At 65.9% G+C, this 18,391-nt stretch carries 18 protein-coding genes; 7 read left to right on the forward strand and 11 right to left on the reverse strand.

What is annotated here, in order from left to right:
• The first annotated feature begins 246 nt into the window (after positions 1 to 246).
• Positions 247 to 1,875 carry a GGDEF domain-containing protein gene (locus tag RD110_RS20025; protein WP_076201435.1) on the forward strand — a complete coding sequence of 543 codons (1,629 nt, stop codon included), beginning with the start codon at positions 247 to 249 and terminating at the stop codon, positions 1,873 to 1,875.
• Positions 1,876 to 1,878: 3 nt separating this feature from the next.
• Here RD110_RS20025 and polA read toward each other — a convergent pair whose 3' ends face one another.
• Together polA and RD110_RS20035 are read right to left on the reverse strand one after the other, a co-directional pair.
• A complete protein-coding gene (gene polA, locus RD110_RS20030; RefSeq protein WP_076201436.1) occupies positions 1,879 to 4,695 on the reverse strand; it encodes a DNA polymerase I in 2,817 nt (938 codons plus the stop codon).
• 56 nt (positions 4,696 to 4,751) lie between these two features.
• Positions 4,752 to 5,081, reverse strand: coding sequence for a FlxA-like family protein (locus RD110_RS20035; protein WP_083686377.1), 330 nt, complete (start codon positions 5,079 to 5,081; stop codon positions 4,752 to 4,754).
• A gap of 250 nt (positions 5,082 to 5,331) precedes the next feature.
• On the opposite strand from RD110_RS20035, the gene RD110_RS20040 reads away from it, so the two are divergent.
• Genes RD110_RS20040 through RD110_RS20050 form a run of 3 tightly spaced genes read left to right on the forward strand, consistent with a single transcriptional unit; the run spans position 5,332 to position 7,496 of the window.
• A complete protein-coding gene (locus RD110_RS20040) occupies positions 5,332 to 5,685 on the forward strand; it encodes a hypothetical protein (protein WP_076201446.1) in 354 nt (117 codons plus the stop codon).
• Positions 5,686 to 5,700: 15 nt separating this feature from the next.
• Positions 5,701 to 6,696, forward strand: coding sequence for a homoserine kinase (locus RD110_RS20045; RefSeq protein WP_076201448.1), 996 nt, complete (start codon positions 5,701 to 5,703; stop codon positions 6,694 to 6,696).
• Complete coding sequence (locus RD110_RS20050) at positions 6,693 to 7,496, forward strand: BPSS1780 family membrane protein (RefSeq protein WP_076201450.1); 804 nt, start codon at positions 6,693 to 6,695, stop codon at positions 7,494 to 7,496. Before RD110_RS20045 ends, RD110_RS20050 begins: the two co-directional genes overlap by 4 nt.
• A 16-nt stretch (positions 7,497 to 7,512) precedes the next feature.
• On the opposite strand, the gene RD110_RS20055 is transcribed toward RD110_RS20050, so the two are convergent.
• Positions 7,513 to 8,370 (reverse strand): hypothetical protein, encoded by an 858-nt coding sequence (locus RD110_RS20055; protein WP_157900257.1) that lies wholly within the window; start codon positions 8,368 to 8,370, stop codon positions 7,513 to 7,515.
• Complete coding sequence (locus RD110_RS20060; protein WP_076201454.1) at positions 8,367 to 9,254, reverse strand: hypothetical protein; 888 nt, start codon at positions 9,252 to 9,254, stop codon at positions 8,367 to 8,369. Before RD110_RS20060 ends, RD110_RS20055 begins: the two co-directional genes overlap by 4 nt.
• 440 nt (positions 9,255 to 9,694) lie before the next feature.
• On the opposite strand from RD110_RS20060, the gene RD110_RS20065 reads away from it, so the two are divergent.
• Positions 9,695 to 11,656, forward strand: a complete 1,962-nt coding sequence (locus tag RD110_RS20065) for a PhoX family protein (RefSeq protein ID WP_076205331.1) — start codon at positions 9,695 to 9,697, stop codon at positions 11,654 to 11,656.
• An 84-nt stretch (positions 11,657 to 11,740) separates the two neighbouring features.
• Here RD110_RS20065 and arsH read toward each other — a convergent pair whose 3' ends face one another.
• From arsH to RD110_RS20100, 7 genes are all read right to left on the reverse strand, one after another.
• Positions 11,741 to 12,493 carry an arsenical resistance protein ArsH gene (gene arsH / locus RD110_RS20070; RefSeq protein ID WP_076201456.1) on the reverse strand — a complete coding sequence of 251 codons (753 nt, stop codon included), beginning with the start codon at positions 12,491 to 12,493 and terminating at the stop codon, positions 11,741 to 11,743.
• On the reverse strand, positions 12,444 to 12,875 hold the full coding sequence (gene arsC, locus RD110_RS20075; protein WP_076201457.1) for an arsenate reductase (glutaredoxin): 432 nt from the start codon (positions 12,873 to 12,875) through the stop codon (positions 12,444 to 12,446). Before arsC ends, arsH begins: the two co-directional genes overlap by 50 nt.
• Before the next feature lie 41 nt (positions 12,876 to 12,916).
• The gene (locus tag RD110_RS20080) at positions 12,917 to 14,197 is read right to left on the reverse strand and encodes an arsenic transporter (protein ID WP_076201459.1); all 1,281 of its coding nucleotides are present in this window, start codon (positions 14,195 to 14,197) and stop codon (positions 12,917 to 12,919) included.
• Complete coding sequence (locus RD110_RS20085) at positions 14,179 to 14,529, reverse strand: ArsR/SmtB family transcription factor (RefSeq protein WP_076201460.1); 351 nt, start codon at positions 14,527 to 14,529, stop codon at positions 14,179 to 14,181. The genes RD110_RS20080 and RD110_RS20085 overlap by 19 nt, the downstream gene beginning before the upstream one ends.
• A gap of 71 nt (positions 14,530 to 14,600) precedes the next feature.
• Positions 14,601 to 14,819, reverse strand: a complete 219-nt coding sequence (locus tag RD110_RS20090) for a hypothetical protein (RefSeq protein ID WP_076201462.1) — start codon at positions 14,817 to 14,819, stop codon at positions 14,601 to 14,603.
• Positions 14,820 to 14,923: 104 nt separating this feature from the next.
• Positions 14,924 to 15,325 carry an Hsp20/alpha crystallin family protein gene (locus tag RD110_RS20095; RefSeq protein ID WP_076201464.1) on the reverse strand — a complete coding sequence of 134 codons (402 nt, stop codon included), beginning with the start codon at positions 15,323 to 15,325 and terminating at the stop codon, positions 14,924 to 14,926.
• A gap of 29 nt (positions 15,326 to 15,354) precedes the next feature.
• Positions 15,355 to 15,792, reverse strand: coding sequence for an Hsp20/alpha crystallin family protein (locus RD110_RS20100; RefSeq protein ID WP_076201466.1), 438 nt, complete (start codon positions 15,790 to 15,792; stop codon positions 15,355 to 15,357).
• A gap of 295 nt (positions 15,793 to 16,087) precedes the next feature.
• Between RD110_RS20100 and RD110_RS20105 the strand changes: the two genes are divergently transcribed.
• Both RD110_RS20105 and RD110_RS28865 read left to right on the forward strand, forming a co-directional pair.
• Positions 16,088 to 16,588, forward strand: a complete 501-nt coding sequence (locus tag RD110_RS20105; RefSeq protein WP_076205333.1) for a chemotaxis protein CheW — start codon at positions 16,088 to 16,090, stop codon at positions 16,586 to 16,588.
• A gap of 21 nt (positions 16,589 to 16,609) precedes the next feature.
• Positions 16,610 to 18,370, forward strand: a complete 1,761-nt coding sequence (locus tag RD110_RS28865; RefSeq protein ID WP_076201467.1) for a methyl-accepting chemotaxis protein — start codon at positions 16,610 to 16,612, stop codon at positions 18,368 to 18,370.
• Positions 18,371 to 18,391: the final 21 nt, after the last annotated feature.

Below are 18,391 nucleotides of genomic sequence, written 5' to 3' on the forward strand. Positions count from 1 at the left end.
ACGCACGCCCCGACTGCATTGGCGGCAACTTTGATATTAAAACTTCGGTGGGCATGGAGGAACGCGGCCGCGACACCCGCGGCCACCGGCCGGGCCGCTGGCAGCCCGACAAGCGGTGGTCGATCTTAACAAGTGCCCCGTGCCGGCATCCCAACCCCCTAAAGAACCTAAGTACACCTTGTTACTCTTTTTCGACGCCACTGCTAGACTGTGCAGCCACTCAGCCAGAGGCGGTGGACCGTCTTGATGAAACACACCTCCGACAAGCCCGCCAAATTCAGCCTCGGTCTGCCCCTCTTGGGGACGGGATCGCTGGTGCTCGGGCTGGCCGCGATCTGGCAGCTCGGCCAGGGCGGTTTCTCGGCAGCCTTGCTCAGCATGCTGGTGGCCCTGCTGGTGGCGCTCGGCACGGCCGCCTCGGCGCTGGTCGGCCAGCGCCGCGCGCTGGACCAGGCCCGGCGGGCCCGCGAGGCCGCGGCCAGTGCAGAGGTCCAGTTGCGCGCGCTGTTCGACATCCTGCCCGCGGACAGCATCTGTTCGGTGTTCGACGCACAGGACCGGCTGGTGCGCGCCAATGCGGGGTTCATGGCGATGTTTCCGAAGACGGCGGCACACATCGTCCCCGGAGCGCGCTACGAGGACATCCTGCGCCGCGCAGTGGCGCTGGGCGAAGTGGTCGAAGCCCGGGGCCGCGAGGAAACCTGGGTCCAGCAGCGCCTGGCCCAGCACCGTGCGCCCGCCACGCAGATGACGCAGGCCCTGGCCGACGACCGCTGGGTGCGCATCAACGAACGCCGCAGCGGCGATGGCTGGATGGTCGGCCTGCACACCGACGTGACCGACGCCGTGCGCAAGGAGCGCGATCTGGAGCGCGCGCGCCGCCTGGCCCAGAAGCAGCGCGGCGCACTCGAGCTCGCGCGGCTGGCCTCCCAGGAGGCGCGGGCCCTGCTCGAGTCGGCGATCGAGGGCATGCCGGTGGGCATCGAAATCTACGACGCGCAGGACAAGCTGGTGATCTGCAACGAACATGCGGTGCAACTTCATCCGCACATGAACCTGCGCACCATGGTCGGCCTGAGCTTCGACCACATCATGCAGCACTCCCTGCAGCACCAGTGGATCACCGCCGCCATCGGCCGGGAGCAGGAATGGCTGGCCGAGCGCCTGGCCCGTCGCGGCACCCACGTGGCGCCGATGCTGCAGGAAGTTCGCGACGGCCGCTGGATGCACATCTACGAAATCCGCACGCCGCAAGGCTATGTGGTGGCCGCGGGCATGGAGGTGACCGAGATGGTGCACCAGCGCCAGGCGCTCGAAGCCGCCAACGAGCGGCTGGCCATGCTGTCGGTGACCGACGGGCTCACGGGCATCGCCAACCGCCGGCACTTCGACGAGACGCTGGCCGCCGAATGGCTGCGCGAGGCGCGCCATCAGGAGCCGCTGGCCCTGCTGATCATCGACATCGACCATTTCAAGGGCTACAACGACCACTACGGCCACCTGGCCGGCGACGAATGCCTGCGCCGCGTGGCCCAGGTGCTGCAGAGCTGCCTGCGCCGCTCGGGTGAAGTCGTGGCACGTTACGGCGGCGAGGAATTCGCCCTGCTGATGCCGGCCACCAGCAACGACGAGGCGCGCTTCATGGCCCAGCGTTGCATGGAGCAGTTGGCCCTGGCCGACATCCCGCATGCGGCCTCGGCCACCGCGCCGCAGCTCACGCTGAGCATCGGCGTGGCCAGCGCCGTGCCCGACCCGGCCTTCAAGCCGGAAGCCCTGGTGGACGCGGCCGATGCGGCGCTCTACCGCGCCAAGAATTCGGGCCGCAACCGCTACGAGATCACCGACCTATTTTCAGTCGGACGCAGCGCGGATTGAAGCTCAGTGCGCCTGATCCCAGTTCGCGCCGAAACCGACTTCCGCGAGCAGCGGCACCTGCAGGTCGGCCACGCCGGCCATGATGCGCGGGATCTCCATGCGCACCCATTCGATCTCGGCCTCGGGCACCTCGAACACCAGTTCGTCGTGCACCTGCATGATCATCAGCGTGCCGCGCCGCTCGGCGTCCAGCACCCGCTGCACCTCGACCATGCTGAGCTTGATGAGATCGGCCGCCGTGCCCTGCATCGGCGCGTTGATGGCCGCGCGCTCGGCGCCGCCGCGGCGCGGACCGTTGGGTGAATTGATCTCGGGCAGATACAGCCGCCGGCCGAACACCGTTTCCACATAACCCTTGCTCTTGGCACTGAGTCGGGTCTCGTCCATGTAGTGCTTCACGCCCGGGTAGCGCTCGAAGTAACGCGCGATGTAGTTCTTGGCCGCGGTGTTGTCGATGCCGAGGTTGCGCGCCAGGCCGAAGGCGCTCATGCCGTAGATCAGGCCGAAATTGATGACCTTGGCATAGCGCCGCTGCTCGCTCGACACCTGGTCCACCGCCACGCCGAAGACCTCGGCCGCGGTGGCGCGGTGCACGTCGAGGCCCTCCTTGAAGGCGTGGAGCAGCGCAGGATCGCCGCTGATGTGGGCCATGATGCGCAGCTCGATCTGGGAATAGTCGGCGCTGGCGATCACGCGGCCGGCGGGCGCCACGAAGGCTTCGCGCACGCGCCGGCCCTCGGCGGTGCGGATCGGGATGTTCTGCAGGTTCGGGTCGTTGCTGGAGAGCCGCCCGGTCACGGCCACGGCCTGTGCGTAGTGCGTGTGCACGCGGCCGGTGCGCGGGTTGGCGAGTTGAGCGAGCTTGTCGGTGTAGGTGCCCTTGAGCTTCGACAGCCCGCGGTGCTCCAGGATCTTGGCCGGCAGCGGGTAGTCCTCGGCGAGTTTCTCGAGCACTTCTTCATCGGTGCTGGGCGCGCCGGTGGCGGTCTTCTTCACCACCGGCAGGCCGAGCTTGGTGAAGAAGATCTCGCCGATCTGCTTCGGGCTGCCGAGGTTGAACGGCTGGCCCGCGAGTTCGTGCGCCTCGGCCTCGAGCTGCAGGATACGCGCGCCAAGCTCGCCGCTCTGCTTGGCCAGGATCGGTGCGTCGATCAGCACGCCGTTGCGTTCGATGCGGTACAACGCCTCGCTCGATGCGATTTCCAGTTCGTAGATGAAACGCAGCTTGGCATCGGCCTGCAACTGCGGCCACAGCGTGTTGTGCACGTCCAGCGTCTGGTCGGAGTCTTCGCACGCGTAATGCGAGGCCTTGCCGATGTCGACCTGGCTGAACGGGATCTGGCTCGCGCCCTTGCCGCACAGGTCCTCGTAGTTCACGCCGCTGCGCCCCAGGTGGCGCTCGGCCAGGCTGGCCAGGCCGTGCGGCTTGTGCACTTCGAGCACGTAGCTCTGCAGCATGGTGTCGTGCGCGTAGCCCTGCACCTCGATGCCGTGGTTGGCGAACACGTGGCGGTCGTACTTGATGTGTTGGCCGAGTTTTTTCCGGCTCGGATTTTCGAGCCAGGGCTTGAGCCGCGCCAGCACTTCGTCGCGCGGCAATTGCGCTGGCGCATCCGGGTAATCGTGCGCCAGCGGAACGTAGGCGGCCTCGCCCGGCTCGACGCTGAAGCTCACGCCGACGATCTCGGCCACCACCTCGTTGAGCGAGGTCGTCTCGGTGTCCACCGCGACCAGCTCGGCGGCATCGAGGCGCGCCAGCCAGGGCGCGAGCTGTTCCCAGGTCAGGATGGTGTCGTAGCGCAGGGACGTGGCCTGCGCCACGCGCGCTTCCTCGTCGGCGATGATGTCCTCGGGGTCGTCGAACAGGCCGGGTTCGTTGCCCGGCCTGGCGCGCGGCTTCGGCGTCGGCGACGCCAGCACGGCGGCATCGACCACCGCGGCGGCCTCCAGCGTGCGCACCAGTCCCTTGAAGCCATATTTCTCGTAGAAGGCGCGCAGCGCGTCGGCCTGCTGTTCGGTGAAGGCCATGGCGTCCAGCGCCGGCAGGCCGGCGATGTGCGCGGCCAGGTCGCAATCGGTGCGGATCGTCACCAGCCTGCGGCCCTGCGGCAGCCAGTCCAGCGCATTGCGCAGGTTCTCGCCGGCCACGCCCTTGATCTCATGGGCGCGCTCGAGCAGCCTATCGAGGGAGCCGTACTCCATGAGCCACTTGGCCGCCGTCTTCGGCCCGACCTTGGCCACGCCGGGCACGTTGTCCACGGTGTCGCCCACCAGGGTCTGGTAGTCCACCATCAGCGACGGCGGCACGCCGAACTCGGCGGTGACGCCGGCCACGTCGCGGCGCTTGCCGTTCATGGTGTCGATGATGGTGATGTGTTCGTCCACCAGCTGGCTCAGGTCCTTGTCGCCGCTGGAGACGATGACCTCGATGCCCTGCGCCGCGGCCACCACGGCCAGCGTGCCGATCACGTCATCGGCCTCCACCCCCGGCACCACCAGCACCGGCCAGCCGAGCGCGCGCACCACCTCATGGATCGGCTCGATCTGGCTGCGCAGATCGTCGGGCATGGGCGAGCGGTGCGCCTTGTAGTCGGGATACCAGTCGTCGCGGAAGGTCTTGCCCGGCGCGTCGAAGATGCAGGCCGCGAAATCGGCGGGCTGCTCGCGGCGCAGGCTGGTCATCATGTTGATCATGCCGCGGATCGCTCCGGTGGCCGGGCTGGTCGGGTCGCCGGGCACGGCGCGCAGGTCGGGCATGGCGTGGAAGGCACGGTACAGGTAGCTGGAACCATCGACCAGCAGCAGGGTTTTCTTTGTCATGGCGGCATTTTGCCTGCGCCCCCGCGACCCGGCGTGAGGTGAACGCTGCCGACGTTTCAGGCGTAGGTATCGAGGTTTTCGCCCAGCCCGGGTGATCGGGATACGCGCGGCGCGGCCTGGGCATCCTGGTCGGCCTGGGCCACCCGCTGCTGGTCCCATTGCGCCTGTTGCTGCTGGCGCTGGATCGCGGCGATCTGGGCCTGCACCAGTTGAATCTGCGCCTGCAGCAGCTTGACCTGCAAGTCCTTGGCCTTCGCATCCATGTCCTGCGCGGCCACGTCTTTCAACTGTTGCATGAGTTGCAACATCTGCTTGACCAGCGCCGCGATTTGGCTGGCAGCCTGAGCGTCTTGCGATGAGACGGAAGCGGAAGATGTGATTCTCATGGGATATTGATCGACGGATGAGCCGCTTTCTTGAGGACGGTCGTGGCGGTCGTCAGATCGACGTCGAGGCTGACAGATTCGAACTCCATGGCTCGAACGCCATGGCGGCGGCTCGGCTGGATGCAAGAAAGACGTCCTCCAGGCCTTCCACGTCGCCCTCGCCTGGGAGGCGCGGCCATTCCGGCCGTGTGCCCTGGCGTTTTGTGGGGTGGGCGCCACGCGGGTCAGGCATCGGTCCTACAATCCAGGCATGCGCGCCTTCCACCTCATTCCGCTCCTTTCGGCCCTCCTGCTCGGGCAGGCCGCCGCCTGGGCCCAATCTCCGGCGGCCCCGGCCGCGCCCGCTGAAGCGGCCTCCGCACCCGCCCGGCCCGGCTCCCGGGTGGACCAGCGCATCGAACACATCCAGGTCGAAGATAAGGACGTGCACATCGAAGAGCGCCGCTACGGCGGCGAAACCCAGAGCATCACCGTGCAGCCGACCAACGGCATGCCCGCCTATGAGGTGGTGCCGGCCAATGGCGCGCGCAACCGGCCGCTGGGCGAGCGCGATGCCGCGTCCGGCAATTCCGGCCAGCGGGTCTGGAAACTGTTCAATTTCTGATTCGATTTCCCCGTCATGGCTGTCTACACGAAAGTCTCTTTGGAAGAGGCGCAGGCGCTGTCGCGCGAGCTCGGTCTGGGTGAGGCCAGCGCGCTGCGCGGCATCGAAGGCGGCATCGAGAACACCAACTATTTCATGAGCACGGTCGAAGGCGAATACGTGCTCACGCTGTTCGAACGGCTGAGTTTCGAGCAACTGCCCTACTACCTGTACCTGATGAAGCACCTGGCGCAGCGCGGCATCCCCGTGCCGGACCCGGTGGCCAACCGCGACGGCGACGTCCTGCACACCGTGCAGGGCAAGCCGGCCTCGGTGGTGACCAGGCTCGCTGGCAGGAGCGAACTCGCGCCCGGCGTCGCGCACGGCCGCGCGGTGGGCGCGATGCTGGCGCGCATGCACCTGGCGGGCCGAGACTTCAACCGCAGCCAGCCCAACCTGCGTGGCCTGGCCTGGTGGAATGAAACCGTGCCGGTGGTCAAGCCCTATCTCGATCCACCACAGGCCGCGCTGCTGCAGAGCGAACTCGCTTTCCAGAACCACGTCGCGGCCTCGTCCGCCTACGCGGCGCTGCCGCGCGGACCGGTGCATGCCGACCTGTTCCGCGACAACGTGATGTTCGACAGCGGCGCCGACGGCCAGGCAGGCCCGGTACTGAGCGGCTTCTTCGACTTCTATTTCGCGGGCGACGACACCTGGCTGTTCGACCTGGCGGTGTGCCTCAACGACTGGTGCATCGACCTGGCCACCGGCGCGACCGATGCGGCACGCACGGCGGCATTCCTGCAGGCCTACGAATCCGTGCGGCCGCTGACCGGCCCCGAGCGCCAGTTGCTACCGGCCATGCTGCGCGCCGGTGCACTGCGCTTCTGGATCTCGCGGCTCTGGGATTTCCATCTGCCGCGCGCGGCGGACATGCTCAAGGCGCACGATCCCTCGCATTTCGAGCGGGTGTTGCGGGAGCGCGTGGCTCATCCGCTGGCCGATATCGGCCAACTGGCGGTCTGCGCATGAAGCTCAACATCGTGCCGGCACGCACCGGCGCCGCCTGGGTCAAGTCGGGCATCCTGACCTTCTTCAAACAGCCATTGGCCCTGGCTGGCCTGTTCTTCATGTTCATGGCCGTGATGACCATCGCCACCATGCTGCCATTGCTCGGCAGTGCGCTCGCGCTCGGCCTGCTGCCGGCAGCCACGCTCGGGCTGATGGCCGCCACGCAGGAGGCGACCAAGGGCAAGTTCCCCACGCCGCTGATCCTGGTCAGCGCCTTTCGCGCCGGCCGCCAGCGCGTGCGTGCCATGCTCACCCTCGGCGCGCTGTATGCGTTCGGCTTCCTGCTGATCATGGGCATCTCGGCCCTGTTCGACGGCGGCAGCTTCGCCCGGATGTATTTGCTGGGCGCGCAGATTTCGCGTGAAACCCTGGCCGAGCCAAGCTTCCAGACGGCGATGTGGGTCGGGATGGCACTGTACCTGCCGCTGTCGCTGCTGTTCTGGCATGCGCCGGCGCTGGTGCACTGGTACGGCGTGCCGCCGGTCAAGAGCCTGTTCTTCAGCTTTGTCGCCTGCATGCGCAACTTCGGCGCCTACACCGTGTTCGGCCTGGCCTGGGTCGGCGTGTTCATCGTGGCCGGCATCATCATGACCACCGTCGCCGCGCTGCTCGACTCGCCCCAACTCGCCGCCGCGGCCATGGTGCCGGTGGCGCTGATCATGGCCACGATGTTCTTCACCTCGATCTTCTTCACCTTCCGCGACAGCTTCGTCGCGGATGCGCCGGAAGCCGGCGACGGGGCGCAGGTGAGCCTGCCCTAACCGGCATCGTCCAAGCTCAGAACCGGTAGCGCAATCCGGCATCCAGCCCGACACTGGTCTGCCGGAACTTGGGCTGCACCGCGCCGCCGGCCAGCACGCCGTGCCGGTACAAGGGCTGTGGCTGACCGGCGCGGGTGTTTTCCTGGCGCAGGTCGAGCCGAAGTTGCCAGCCCCACCCGGCGACTTGCGGTGCGGCCTCGGTCGACGACAGCGACAGACCCAACCGGGCCCACTGGCTGCGGCCCAGCCGCAGGCGGGCCTCGTCGAAACCCGGCAACTGCACCGTGACGTGACCCGCCGGACCAGCGCCCAGCCAGGCTTCGACGCCGAACCTCATGCCGGCGATGTCGGACACGGCATAACGCGCGCCGACCGCGGCCTGCAGGTACCGGAACTGCTCCGGATAACCCTTCACCCATCCCACCCCGGCGATATCGCGGTCCAGCATGGTCCAGTTCAACTGTGCGCCGAACGCCAGCGCCTCGCTCCCGGGTCGCCAGGCCTGCAGGTCCAACCGTTGGCGGCGTATGTCGCTCGAGGTCTGCAGCGGCGCGCCGTTGTTGCTGCGGCCATCGTAGTCGCGGTTGCCCTGCGCGTGCTGGACGTGCCCCTGCCAAGTCCAGCCGGCGCATTCCAGGCCGGCACCCACAGTGACGGTTTTCAGCCAGCCGCCTTCCTTGACCAGGCGCCCCCCGGCGCCATCGAACTCGGACCAGCGGCTGCGCTCGGTGCCGACGTTGGCGTCCAGCACCGGCGAGCCACAAGACCCCGCCAACGCAGGCGGGGCCAATGCGCAGGCCAGCAGCAGCATGCACACCCGCCATGGCCCCCCGGAATCCCGGCGCGGCACGGCCAGGCTTGTGGCGACGCTCACCACGGCTGGGTGGTCTTCGTGTCGTAGTTGCCGTCGCCGTTCTCGTCGAACTCAACCAGCGCGGCCAGGGCGCCGTCCGCGCTCACGCGCACCTGGCCTCCGGCGGCGCCGGTCAGCAGCAACTGACCTGATTGCAGCCCGCCCGGAACGCTGACCAACGGCGTCGGGGTGCTGATCCGTACCGACTGGTTGTTGAAGTGGCTGCTGAGCAAGCTGCCATTGATCACCAAGGTATCGCGATAGTCGGGTGCCGTGCCCGTATGGGCATAACTGCTGGCGTAATTGGTGAAGACCCGGCTGTAGGCCATGCCGGCCAGATCACCGGTGATGTTGTAGTTGTCGGTGGAGAAGCTGTTTTTGTAGCCATCAGCCCCGAACGATTCATTGATGAGGCGCACCGTGCCCGCCATCGTGGCAGCGCCGGTGACGCTGGTGAACTTCAGATTGCCGAACGCAACACTGAGATCGACGGCGTACTTGTCGGAGTCGATGTCGCCCGAAATGGCGTTGACGGTGATGGTGAAAGTACCGGTCATCGGGTCCGCATTCGGCTCCCGGCAGTCGTTGGCCACCACGGTCACGGCGTCGCCACCGTCGAGACGTCGGTTGTTGTTGGCATCGGTGGCGGTGACGAGCAGGCTGCCCGACACGCTGCACGGATAGGACTCTGACGCGGTGGCACCCACCGCATAGGATTTCGCGGCGCGCACCCAGTCGGCGAGCCTGGGCAATTGCTGCTGCACGAAGCGGCTGGTGCCCGTGGCTTGCGCAGCGTCGACGCCGGTGACGAGGGACGAAACGTTGGTGTTGCCCTGCAACTGGGCATCGGCCGCCAACACCTCACGGGCGCTGTTCACGTAATTGGAAGCGCTCAGTTTGAGCAAGTTCGCATCGGGCTGCGCCACAGTCCCCCCGCCGCCGGCGCTATCGCCCCCGCCGCCCCCTCCACCACCGCATGCGGCCAGGGAACACACCACCACGGCACCAGCCACCGTCCTCAGGCCGCGCGAAGAAAAAGACCCAGTTCCATCAATCATTTTGTTAGCAAAGTTTGTTAAACAACAAATCATAAATGATTAACTGCATGCAAATTTACGTTGATTAATGTGAAGAATACCTTTCCTGGGAAAGCGATAGGGTGGGTCCGCGTCTTGGCCGCCGACAGCGCACGGCTGCTATGCCGCATCCGCACAATTCAAGAAACTGTCATACAAGCTTCCTACCATCGTCGAGCAAGGCGATGAAACAGGTGGCAAGAACCACGGTCCATCGCCGGCTCCCAGGCCGCGATGACCGGCCGTTCCACCCCTTCTTCAAAACCACGATGACCGACCTCACCCCATCCTCCGGCCCCGCTGTCGCTTCCCGCCGCCAGATCCTGAAGTTCCTCGGCGCGGCTCCCGTGTTGCCCCTGGGCACGCTGACCTCGGCCCTCTCGCTGTCGGCCTGCGGCGGCGGAAACGACGGCGCCAAGTTCACCTCGGCCACGTTCAACGGCATGGCCGCACCCACGCTGGCGAACCCGGCGGACATGGCCAAGACCTATGTGGCCTCGTCGCTGGACGTGGCCTTCGACAACAACACCGTGCGCAGCTACAAGCTGGCCTACCAGCCCTTCTTCATGACCGGCGACATGGTGCCCAACGGCAATGGCGGCACCATCCTCGCCGGCGGTTATGTGGACATCAACAACCAGCCCATCATCGACAAGTCGGTGGCCGGCAAGGAACGCCAGTTCTTCTCGGATTCGCCCGACGGCACCTCGCTGCTGACGGTGGCCAACCCCACGGTGGCCGGCGTGAAGGGCAACACGGTGTTCGCCGTGGTGCAGTTCGAATACACCACCCGCGACCAGGCCGGCAACAGCACCTACGGCGTGTTGCCTTCGCCGATTGCCGTGCTCACGCTCGACCAGGACAAGAACACCGGCAAGCTCTCCCTGGTGAAGTACCACAACGTGGACATGTCCAGCGCCCACGGCCTTTGGATCACCTGCGGTGCCAGCCTGTCGCCCTGGGGCACCCATTTGTCCAGCGAAGAATACGAACCTGACGCGCCTTTCGCCAGCACCAACGCCCAGTTCAAGGCCTACAGCAAGAACGTGTTCGGCAGCGAAACCGCAGCCAACCCCTACCACTACGGCCACCTGCCGGAGATCACCGTCAAGGCCGACGGCACCGGCTCGGTGAAGAAGCACTACTGCCTGGGCCGCATCTCGCACGAACTGGTGCAGGTCATGCCCGACAACCGCACCGTGCTGATGGGGGACGACTACACCAACGGCGGCTTGTTCGTCTTCGTCGCCGACAAGGAAAAGGATCTGTCCGCCGGCACGCTCTATGTGGCCAAGCTCGGCGCAGGCTTCTCCGTGGACCCGGCCGCCGCCGGCGCACCGATCACCTGGATCAACCTCGGCCACGCCACCAGCGCGGAGGTCGAGAACCTGGCCAACACCCTGAAGCCGGCCGACATCATGACGGTGTCCAAGACCGACCCGCTGGATGCCACCTACACCAAGATGTATGTGGACGGCGCGGCCAACTGGGTCAAGCTCAAGCCCGGCATGGAAAAGGCCGCGGCCTTCCTGGAAACGCACCGCTACGCCAACCTGCTGGGCGCCAGCATGGGCTTCACCAAGCTCGAAGGCACGACGGTCAACATCAAGGACAAGATCGCCTATTCGGCGCTGCAGAACATCCAGAGTTCGATGGTGCGCGGCAACGCCGCCTGGAACGCCAACAACAACATCACGGTGGAGAAGACCATCAACGCCGGCGGCGTGTTCGCCCACAACCTGGCCGGCGGCCAGAAGGACACGGCCGGCGCTGCCATCGCCAGCGAATGGATGCCGGTGCAGACCCGTGCCTTCATCATCGGCGAGGACATCGCCGCAGACGCCCTGGGCAACCTGGCCAACCCGGACAAGGTGGCCAATCCCGACAACCTGAAGTTCAGCGAGAAGCTGCGCACGCTGTTCATCGGCGAGGACAGCGGCTACCACGTCAACAACTTCCTGTGGGCCTACAACGTCGACACCAAGAAGCTGTCGCGCATCATGTCGATCCCGGCGGGCGGCGAATCCACCGGCCTGCATGCCGTGGACGAGATCAATGGCTGGACCTACATCATGAGCAACTTCCAGCACGCCGGCGACTGGAGCAGCTCGCTGCACAGCAAGGTGCAGCCGACGCTCGACCCGCTGATCCGCGCCAACTACAAGGACCGCTTCGGCGCCTCGGTGGGTTACCTCACCGGCGACCTGACGGCAATGTCGGTCAACGCCTGAACACCACGGTGTTGTTGTGAAGGCGGCCTGCGGGCCGCCTTTTTTTCGTCAACCGAGCCTGTGATTCGGATGCACAGGCTCGCGTCAAATGCTGCGCAGCTGGACACGCTGCGACAGGGCCTCCGCGCTCTCGCGCCGCTCGCTGTAGCGGTCGACCAGGTACTCCGCGCAATCGCGCGTGAGCAGCGTGAACTTCACCAATTCTTCCATCACATCGACCACGCGTTCGTAATACGGCGAGGGCTTCATGCGTCCGTTTTCCTCGAACTCGAGGAAGGCCTTGGCCACCGACGACTGGTTGGGGATGGTGATCATGCGCATCCAGCGGCCGAGCACGCGCAGTTGGTTCACGGCGTTGAACGACTGCGAACCACCGGACACCTCCATCACCGCCAGCGTCTTGCCCTGTGTGGGCCGCACCGAGCCCACGGACAGCGGAATCCAGTCGATCTGCGCCTTCATGATGCCGGTCATGGCGCCATGGCGTTCGGGCGAGCACCAGACCATGCCTTCGGACCACTGCGCCAGATCGCGCAGTTCCTGGACCTTGGGGTGGTCTTCCGGCGCGCCATCGGGCAGTGGCAGTCCACGCGGATCGTAGATGCGCGTATCGGCGCCCATGGCCTGCAGCAGGCGTGCGGCCTCCTCGGTCAGCAGCCGGCTGTAAGAGCGCTCGCGCACCGAACCATAGAGCAGCAGGATGCGCGGCGCATGGGCGGCATGCGCCGCGGGCAGCAGCTGCCGCAGATCGGGCTTGCGGAAGTACTGCGCATCGAGGTTCGGAAGATCAGGGTTTGCCGACACGCTGGCCCTTCGCGTCGACCACGGCTTCGCCATCTTCCTTGGTGAACGCCGCTTGTTGAGGACGCGGCAGGATGTCGAGCACGGTTTCCGAGGGCCGGCACAGGCGCGTGCCGAGCGGCGTCACGACAATAGGCCGGTTGATGAGGATGGGATGTTGCAGCATGAAGCCGATGAGCTGCTCGTCGGTCCACTTCGCATCGTCCAGGCCGAGTTCGTCATAGGGTGTGCCCTTGCGGCGCAGCAGATCGCGCACGGGCATGCCCATCGCGGCAACGAGTTGCTCCAGCGTCTCGCGGTCCGGCGGGTGCCGCAGGTATTCGATGACCGTCGGCTCCTCGCCGGTGTTGCGGATCAGCGCGAGCACATTGCGAGACGTGCCGCAGCCGGGGTTGTGGTAGATCGTGATGTCGTTCATGGAAGTCGGGTATCGAGGTGTCATTGGCGGAAAAACAATCGTCAACCCAGCCGCAGGGCGAGCGCGGCGAGTGTCACGAACAGCACCGGCACGGTCAGCACGATGCCGACCCTGAAATAGTAGCCCCAGCCGATCGTCGTGCCTTTCTGAGCCAGCACATGCAGCCACAACAAGGTCGCCAGGCTGCCGATCGGCGTGATCTTCGGCCCCAGGTCGCAGCCGATCACGTTGGCGTAGACCATGGCCTCCTTGACCACACCGGTGGCGCCGGTCGCATCGATGGACAGCGCGCCGATCAGCACCGTCGGCATGTTGTTCATCACCGAGGACAACAGGGCCGTCAGGAAGCCGGTGCCCAACGCGGCACCCCACACACCGCCTTGGGCGAACAGGTTCAGCAGCCCGGCGATGTGATCGGTGAGCCCGGCATTGCGCAGCCCGTACACCACGAGGTACATGCCGAGCGAGAACACCACGATCTGCCAGGGGGCGCCGTGCAGGACCTTCTTCGTGCTGATCACCGCGCCGCGGCCCGCCACCGCCAGCAGCACGGCCGCACCGGCCGCGGCCACGGCGCTCACCGGCACGCCGATCGGCTCCAGACCGAAGAAGCCCAGCAGCAGCAGCGCCAGCACGATCCAGCCCGCGCGAAAGGTCCGGTGGTCGCGGATCACCTCATGCGGTGCCTTCAACGACCGCACGTCGTAACGCGCCGGGATGCTGTGCCGGAAGTGGAACATCAGCACCAGCAGGCTGGCCAGCACGGCCGCGAGGTTCACCGGCACCATGACCGCTGCGTAGGCGTTGAAGCCGATCTTGAAGAAATCGGCGGAGACGATGTTCACCAGGTTGGACACGATCAGCGGCAGGCTGGCGGTGTCGGCGATGAAACCCGCCGCCATCACGAAGGCCAGCGTGGCCGCCGGCGTGAAGCCGAGCGCGACGAGCATCGCCATCACGATGGGCGTGAGGATCAACGCGGCGCCGTCGTTGGCGAAAAGCGCCGAAACCGCGGCGCCCAGCAGCACGATGAAGGCGAACAGCCGCCGCCCGCTTCCCCGGCCCCAGCGCGCCACGTGCAAGGCGGCCCATTCGAAAAAGCCGGCCTCGTCGAGCAGCAGGCTGATGACGATGACGGCAATGAAAGTGGCGGTCGCGTTCCAGACGATGCCCCACACCACCGCAACGTCGCCCAGGTGGACCACGCCCAAAAGCAATGCCATCACGGCGCCGAGCGAAGCGCTCCAGCCGATACCCAGGCCGCGCGGTTGCCAGATGACCAATACGAGCGTGAAGATGAAGATCAGGATGGCCGCTGGCATGAAGGCGTTCGATGAGATTGAAGAGCGTCGCCGGCCAGCTCGCATGCCTGCCCTTGGCAGCAGTTTTCGGTGAGAAAGGCCAGGAGTTGGTTCATCTCCTCGAAAGACGCCCGGTAGATGAGATTGCGGCCCTGGCGCTCCTGTGAAACCAGGCCGGCATTGGCCAGTTCCTTGAGGTGAAAGGACAGGCCGGTGGCCGGAACTTCGAGCGCCTCCGCGAGCGCGCCCGGCGTCATGCCGTCGGGCCCTGCGACGACCAGGGCGCGGAACACCCGCAGGCGAACCACCTGGGCCAGCGCCAACAGAGAACGAACCACGGCATTTTCTTCCATGGTTCAATTATTATTGAATTATTTAATTCATGCAAATCCGCAGGCACGTTGACAGGCTTCGTCAGCAAGGCTCAGGCCGCCTTGGCCCGCTGTTCAAGCGTCAAGGCCTCTCGCCCCCGTTTGGTCAGGGAGAAAACCGTACCGAACGGTTGGCCCGCATCCGGCGGCGATGTCACGGCGGCGATGAAGTTCGCCGCCCGAAGCCAGCGGAGCTGCTCGACGACATAGGGGTCTCGTACTGTGAGGGGCAAGGACTGGGAAGCCAGTTCGCGCAAGAGCGCCATCGCCATGGTGGGTCTCCTTTCAAGATTGGCGGTGTGGAGAATTTGCTTCGTGAACTGCGGCGCGGCCGTCGCGCCTGACGCCCCGGCAGGCGGCGCGTCAGGCGCCAGGCTCAGGCCACCTGGACTTCGATGCGCCGCGGCTGCGCGTGCGCAGCCTTCGGGATGCGCAGCGTCAACACGCCCTGGGCGAGCTCGGCCGAAACCTTCTCGGTGTCGAGCTCTTTGCTGAGCGTGAAGACCCGGCGAAAACGCGCCAGGCCGACCTCGGTGTGGCTGGAGGTCAGTCCTTCGGGCACGGCCAAGTCGGCCTCCGCTTCGATGGTCAGCGTGCCGGCCTCCACCTGCAGCTGCAGTTTTTCCCGGCTCACCCCGGGCAGGTCGGCGTAGAGCGTGATCCCGCCGTTGTCCTCGATCACATCCACCGGCGGCGTCAGGGCCGCATCGCTGTAGCGGGTGGATGCGGCTTGCGCGTTGCCTTGCGTGGCACCGGCGGTCTGAAGCTTGTCGTTCATGGTTGGCTCCTCTGTTTCTGAATGGGAACTCACTGGATGGTGATGCGCCGCGGCTGGGACGAGGCCCGGCGCTGCACCGACACGTGCAGCACGCCGTCGCGCAGCCGGGCCTCGATCGCTTCCGGATCGGCGTCTTCGGGCAGCGTCAGCACGCGGTGGAACTTGCCGTCGAAGCGTTCGTTGATGTGGATGGTGGACTTGGCATCGGCCGACGACAGCGGCGTCTTGCGCTCGCCCGCAATGGTGAGCACGCCGCGCTCGAGATGGACCTCGAGCGTGGCCGGGTCGACGCCTGGTGCAAAGGCATAGATTTCGATGGCCTTGGGGGTGCTACCGACGTTCAGCGCCGGAAAGCCGTTGCGGGCGAAGCCGCGAATGGTGGGAGACAGATCGTAAGCCTGCTGCATCTCGCGCTGCAGGCGATCCATCTCGGCGAAGACGTCGCGCGGGAAAAAGGATCGGTACATGGCGGTGACTCCATTCAAAGTGGTTGAACGGAACGCCGGAGAACGCGCCTCCAGCGTTTCCGTTTTCCCATCTGGGAGCGGGCGTCCGTGTTTCAAGGGCCTGGAAACGCGTCGTAAGGGAGCGGCCTTCTGGCAAGGACTTCGTCTTCCCCATATTTATCAAATATGCCAATAACCACCGGAATTTTGATTTCTGCCAAGTCACCTCAATTTCCCAAGAAATACGTGTTCAATTTGGTATCAATTTAATCAAATAACTCATATATTTGATACCTCTTCAACCCATCCCGTGACCATGCTTGACCTTCCACTCATCACCCGCGCCGGAACGCAGGAAGCCTCGTCCGTTCGCGAATACCTGTCCTTCACCCTGGGCTCCGTGGACTACGGCATCGACATCCTGACTGTTCAGGAAATCCGTTCCTTCACTTCGCCCACCCGCATCGCCCATTCACCCGTCGAGGTGCTGGGCGTGATGAACCTGCGCGGCGTGGTGGTGCCCATCGTCGACCTGCGCCTCAAGCTCGACTGCGCCAACGCGGAATACAACCTGTCCACCGTGGTCATCGTGCTGAACCTGGGGACGAAGGTCGTCGGCGTGGTCGCCGACTCCGTTTCCGACGTGGTCCGCCTCGAGCCAGGGGAAGTCCTGCCCGCACCCGACGTCCACACCGGGCACGGCGAAGGCTTCATCACCGGCATGGCCACCGTCGGTGAGCGCATGCTGATCCTCGTCGACGCCGAATCCCTTCTTTGCGGTGCGGAAAGCGCGTCGCCCACACAGGCCTTGGTCTGAGCCCTTTCGGAGAAACTCGCAATGAACTTCAAGAACCTCACGGTCAAAAGCCAGTTGGGCTTTGCCTTCGGCCTTCTGGCCATTCTGGTGCTGGCCGTTTCCCTGGTGGCGATCAGCGCACTCGGCAATAGCAACCGGGACTTCCAGCATTACAGCCATCTCAACGTGGCACGCACGCAACTCGTCACCGACATCGAGAGCGCCGTGAACCGGCGCGCGGTGGCCGCGCGCAATCTGGTGCTGGTCAACACGCCGCAGGACGTTGCCGCGGAACAGCAAGCCGTGACCGTGGCGCATCAAGACACCCAGAAGCACCTGGCGGCCCTGAATGCGGCACTCAACAAGTCCCCCGAAACGACCGCGGAGGAACGGCGGCTGGTGGAAGACATCAACCGCATCGAGGCGTCCTACGGGCCCGTGGCGCTGGGCATCGTCAAGCTGGCGCTGGACGGCAAGAAGGACGAAGCCATCGCCAAGATGAACAAGGAATGCCGCCCTCTGCTGGCCGCGCTGTTGAAAGCCAGCGCCGACTACCAGACCTTCAGCGACAAGAACGGCGACGCGAGCCTGGCCCAGGCCGAGGCCAACTACAACCAGGCCCGCTGGCTGCTGATCGCGGCCAGCCTGGCAGCCGTCGCCTCGGCCGTCCTGCTCGGCTACCTCATTACCAGCCGCCTGGTGCGCGCCCTCGGCGGCGAGCCCGGCACGGCAGCGGCTGTGGCCCGCTCGGTCGCCGAGGGTGACCTGACCACGGACATCCCGACCAAGGCGGGCGACGACAGCAGCCTGATGGCGCAACTCAAGGTCATGCAGACCAGCCTGGTCGGCGTGGTTGCCAACGTGCGCCAAAGCGCCGAGGGCGTGACGACGGCCAGCGCCGAGATCGCACAGGGCAACCAGGACCTCAGCGGGCGTACCGAGCAGCAGGCCAGCGCGCTGGAGGAAACAGCCGCCTCGATGGAGGAGCTTTCGAGCACCGTGCGGCAGAACGCGGACAGCGCCCGCCAAGCCAGCCAACTGGCGGTGAACGCCTCCACCGTGGCCGTGCAGGGCGGCGAGGTCGTCAGCCGCGTGGTGGAAACCATGAAGGGCATCAACGACAGCTCGAAGAAGATCGCCGACATCATCAGCGTGATCGACGGCATCGCCTTCCAGACCAACATCCTGGCGCTCAATGCCGCGGTGGAGGCGGCCCGCGCGGGCGAACAGGGCCGCGGCTTCGCCGTGGTGGCCAGCGAAGTGCGCAGCCTGGCCCAGCGCAGCGCCACGGCGGCCAAGGAGATCAAGGTCCTGATCGACACCAGCGTGACCCAGGTCGAGCAGGGCACGACCCTGGTCGCCAGCGCCGGCGCGACGATGACCGAGGTGGTGTCTTCGATTCGCCGCGTCACCGACATCATCGCGGAGGTCAGCGCCGCGAGTTCGGAGCAGAGCCAGGGCGTGAGCCAGGTCGGCGAAGCCGTCACGCAGATGGACCAGGTGACCCAGCAAAATGCGGCCCTGGTCGAGGAAAGCGCCGCCGCGGCCAACAGCCTCAGCACCCAGGCGCAGCAGTTGCTCAAGGCCGTGGCCGTGTTCAAGCTCGGCGCACACGAGCATCAGCATGCGGCCAACGCGGCGACGCTGGCCAGTGCGCCGCTCACCGAACGCCGCGGTCCGCACCGGGCCGCCAATGTGGTCCGTCCCGCCTTTGCAGGCCATGCCAAGGCCGCACCGAAGAAGGCCGAGCCGGTCTCCCTGCCGTTGCAGAAGGCGGGCAATGACGACTGGACCAGTTTCTAGGCTGCCGGCGGAGGGCGCATG

The organism is Rhodoferax koreense (genome assembly GCF_001955695.1).
GTDB classification, from domain to species: Bacteria; Pseudomonadota; Gammaproteobacteria; order Burkholderiales; family Burkholderiaceae_C; genus Rhodoferax_B; species Rhodoferax_B koreensis.

What these genes read in the sequence shown, in the direction of transcription:
- RD110_RS20025 (WP_076201435.1), top strand. Translation starts at nt 247, where the DNA reads ATGAAACACACCTCCGACAAGCCCGCCAAATTCAGCCTCGGTCTGCCC.
- polA (WP_076201436.1), bottom strand. Translation starts at nt 4,695, where the DNA reads ATGACAAAGAAAACCCTGCTGCTGGTCGATGGTTCCAGCTACCTGTAC.
- RD110_RS20035 (WP_083686377.1), bottom strand. Translation starts at nt 5,081, where the DNA reads ATGAGAATCACATCTTCCGCTTCCGTCTCATCGCAAGACGCTCAGGCT.
- RD110_RS20040 (WP_076201446.1), top strand. Translation starts at nt 5,332, where the DNA reads ATGCGCGCCTTCCACCTCATTCCGCTCCTTTCGGCCCTCCTGCTCGGG.
- RD110_RS20045 (WP_076201448.1), top strand. Translation starts at nt 5,701, where the DNA reads ATGGCTGTCTACACGAAAGTCTCTTTGGAAGAGGCGCAGGCGCTGTCG.
- RD110_RS20050 (WP_076201450.1), top strand. Translation starts at nt 6,693, where the DNA reads ATGAAGCTCAACATCGTGCCGGCACGCACCGGCGCCGCCTGGGTCAAG.
- RD110_RS20065 (WP_076205331.1), top strand. Translation starts at nt 9,695, where the DNA reads ATGACCGACCTCACCCCATCCTCCGGCCCCGCTGTCGCTTCCCGCCGC.
- arsH (WP_076201456.1), bottom strand. Translation starts at nt 12,493, where the DNA reads ATGGCGAAGCCGTGGTCGACGCGAAGGGCCAGCGTGTCGGCAAACCCT.
- arsC (WP_076201457.1), bottom strand. Translation starts at nt 12,875, where the DNA reads ATGAACGACATCACGATCTACCACAACCCCGGCTGCGGCACGTCTCGC.
- RD110_RS20080 (WP_076201459.1), bottom strand. Translation starts at nt 14,197, where the DNA reads ATGCCAGCGGCCATCCTGATCTTCATCTTCACGCTCGTATTGGTCATC.
- RD110_RS20085 (WP_076201460.1), bottom strand. Translation starts at nt 14,529, where the DNA reads ATGGAAGAAAATGCCGTGGTTCGTTCTCTGTTGGCGCTGGCCCAGGTG.
- RD110_RS20090 (WP_076201462.1), bottom strand. Translation starts at nt 14,819, where the DNA reads ATGGCGATGGCGCTCTTGCGCGAACTGGCTTCCCAGTCCTTGCCCCTC.
- RD110_RS20095 (WP_076201464.1), bottom strand. Translation starts at nt 15,325, where the DNA reads ATGAACGACAAGCTTCAGACCGCCGGTGCCACGCAAGGCAACGCGCAA.
- RD110_RS20100 (WP_076201466.1), bottom strand. Translation starts at nt 15,792, where the DNA reads ATGTACCGATCCTTTTTCCCGCGCGACGTCTTCGCCGAGATGGATCGC.
- RD110_RS20105 (WP_076205333.1), top strand. Translation starts at nt 16,088, where the DNA reads ATGCTTGACCTTCCACTCATCACCCGCGCCGGAACGCAGGAAGCCTCG.
- RD110_RS28865 (WP_076201467.1), top strand. Translation starts at nt 16,610, where the DNA reads ATGAACTTCAAGAACCTCACGGTCAAAAGCCAGTTGGGCTTTGCCTTC.